The organism is Variovorax sp. FW305-3-2-15-B-LB1 (assembly GCF_058787635.1).
Genome location: NZ_JBYSZY010000116.1, coordinates 1 through 2,067, shown reverse-complemented (window position 1 = coordinate 2,067; position 2,067 = coordinate 1). Strand labels below are relative to the sequence as shown.

The window sequence follows — 2,067 nt, the reverse complement described above, 5'->3', positions numbered from 1 at the left end:
AGCCCCCGTTCCTGCACCCGCTCCTGTCATTGCGCCACCGCCGCCCCCTCCGGCGCCCGTGCCCGCACCGCCTCCCGCGCCGGTCGCTGTTGTCGCCGAACCGGCCCCCATCGCCACCGAGCGCAAGAGCTGGTTCGACAAGCTCAAGACCGGCCTGCGCAAGACCGGCACCGGCATCCAGGCCGTGTTCGTCAACGCGCAGATCGACGACGCGCTGTATGAAGAACTCGAATCGGCGCTGCTCATGGCCGACACCGGCGTCAAGGCCACCGAGTTCCTGCTCGACGACCTGAAGGTGCGCGTCAAGCGCCAGATGGCCACCGACGCCTCGCAGGTCAAGCGCCTGCTGGCCGACGCCGTCACCGACCTGCTCAAGCCGCTGGAGAAGCCGCTGGTCATCGGCGAGTACACGCCCACCGTGATCATGGTGGCCGGCGTCAACGGCGCGGGCAAGACCACCTCCATCGGCAAGCTCACCAAGCACCTGGCCACCGAGGGCGCCTCGGTGCTGCTGGCCGCGGCCGACACCTTCCGGGCGGCAGCGCGCGAGCAGTTGCTGGTCTGGGCCGACCGCAACACCGTCGAGATCGTCAGCAACGAAGGCGGCGACCCGTCGGCCGTGAGCTTCGACGCGGTGAACGCCGGCAAGGCGCGCGGCAAGGACGTGGTGCTGGTCGACACGGCCGGGCGCCTGCCGACGCAACTGCACCTGATGGACGAGCTCAAGAAGATCAAACGCGTCGTCACCAAGGCCGACGCCACCGCGCCGCACGAAGTGCTGCTGGTGATCGACGGCAACACCGGCCAGAACGCGCTGGCGCAGGTCAAGGCCTTCGACGAGACGCTGGGCCTCACGGGCCTCATCGTCACCAAGCTCGACGGCACCGCCAAGGGCGGCGTGCTGTGCGCCATCGCGCGCGAGCGGCCGATTCCGGTGTACTTCATCGGCGTGGGCGAAAAGCTCGAAGACCTCGAGACCTTCAACGCCCGCGAGTTCGCGCAGGCGCTCCTGGGCTGACCGGCGCTTTCGCCGCCGTTCGCTTCGGTCAAAAAAAACGGTCCCCGACTCGCGCCGGGGACCGTCAGCTCCCTGTCTTTCTTTTTTCTCCCTTTGTATTTCCCCCTGCGTGTGTGCCTTTTCAGAAATCAGAAACCGAACGGTGACGTCGGGCCGCACAACGGGCTGACGTTGCAATCGGTCGGTGTGAAGTAGTAGGCCTTCTGCTCGCTGGTGCCCAGCGCCAGGTGACCGAGCAGCGCCGCCTTCTTGGCCCCTTCGGCGTTCGCCTGCTGGATGAGGGCCGTGGTGTTGGTGCTCGGTGCGAGCGAATAGAAGTTGAAGGTCGCCGACTGCGACAGGTCCTTGGCGTAGAGCACACCGTTGCCCCCCGCAAAGAGGAGTTCGCCCCGGAAACGGAAGCCACGGCTTCCGCGCTCGTTGAATTGCGCAAGGTACCCAGCGTGATCACCGCTGATGTCACCCATCTCGTAGGCGAAGGTGGCGTTGCCAACCGAGCTCTTCTCATAGACGGCGACCGTGCCCGCCGGATCTCCGGTTATGAATGCGGTCGTCCGGTTGAAAAATCCGCTCGCGCCTTGGGTGTTCGCCTGCGTCAGGTAGTCCGCCTTGCTCTTAGGCGCCAGCTCGACACGGTAGCTGTAGGTGGCAGTGTCGGCGCTGCTCTTGCGGTAGAAGTAGAAGGTCTCGCCACCGACGCTCCACTCGCCCGCCCATTGGAAGCCCCGCGCACCGGCTTCATTCAGCTGGTTCAGCAGGTCCGCGTTGGACGTGGCCTTCGGCTTCTTCTCGTAGCTGTAGGTCGCATCGATGGTCTTCACGAACCCATCAACCTGATCGACAGTGGTCGGGCTGGCCATGAAAGAGAAACCGCTCAGGAAACGGAACCCGCGCGCGCCCTGTGCAGCCAGGCTGTCGAAGAAGGCCGACGTGGCGGTCGCAGCCGGCAGGCCCTCGTACAGGAAAGTGGTCGCGCCCGGATTCGGCGCGGGTGCGGGGGCCGGCGCTGGTGTGGGTGCAGGCGCCGGGGCTGGTGCCGGTGCGGGCGG

Annotated in this window: 2 protein-coding genes; one reads left to right on the top strand and one right to left on the bottom strand. The window is 66.4% G+C overall.

Going from position 1 to position 2,067, the window contains the following annotated elements; translation table 11 throughout:
• Positions 1-1,018, top strand: a 1,018-nt coding sequence (gene ftsY, locus AC3WQR_RS31530; protein WP_492745973.1) for a signal recognition particle-docking protein FtsY, incomplete at its 5' end; no start/stop codon positions are given.
• Between the two features lie 128 nt (positions 1,019-1,146).
• Here the strand turns inward: ftsY and AC3WQR_RS31525 are convergent.
• Positions 1,147-2,067, bottom strand: a 921-nt coding sequence (locus AC3WQR_RS31525; RefSeq protein ID WP_492745971.1) for a hypothetical protein, incomplete at its 5' end; no start/stop codon positions are given.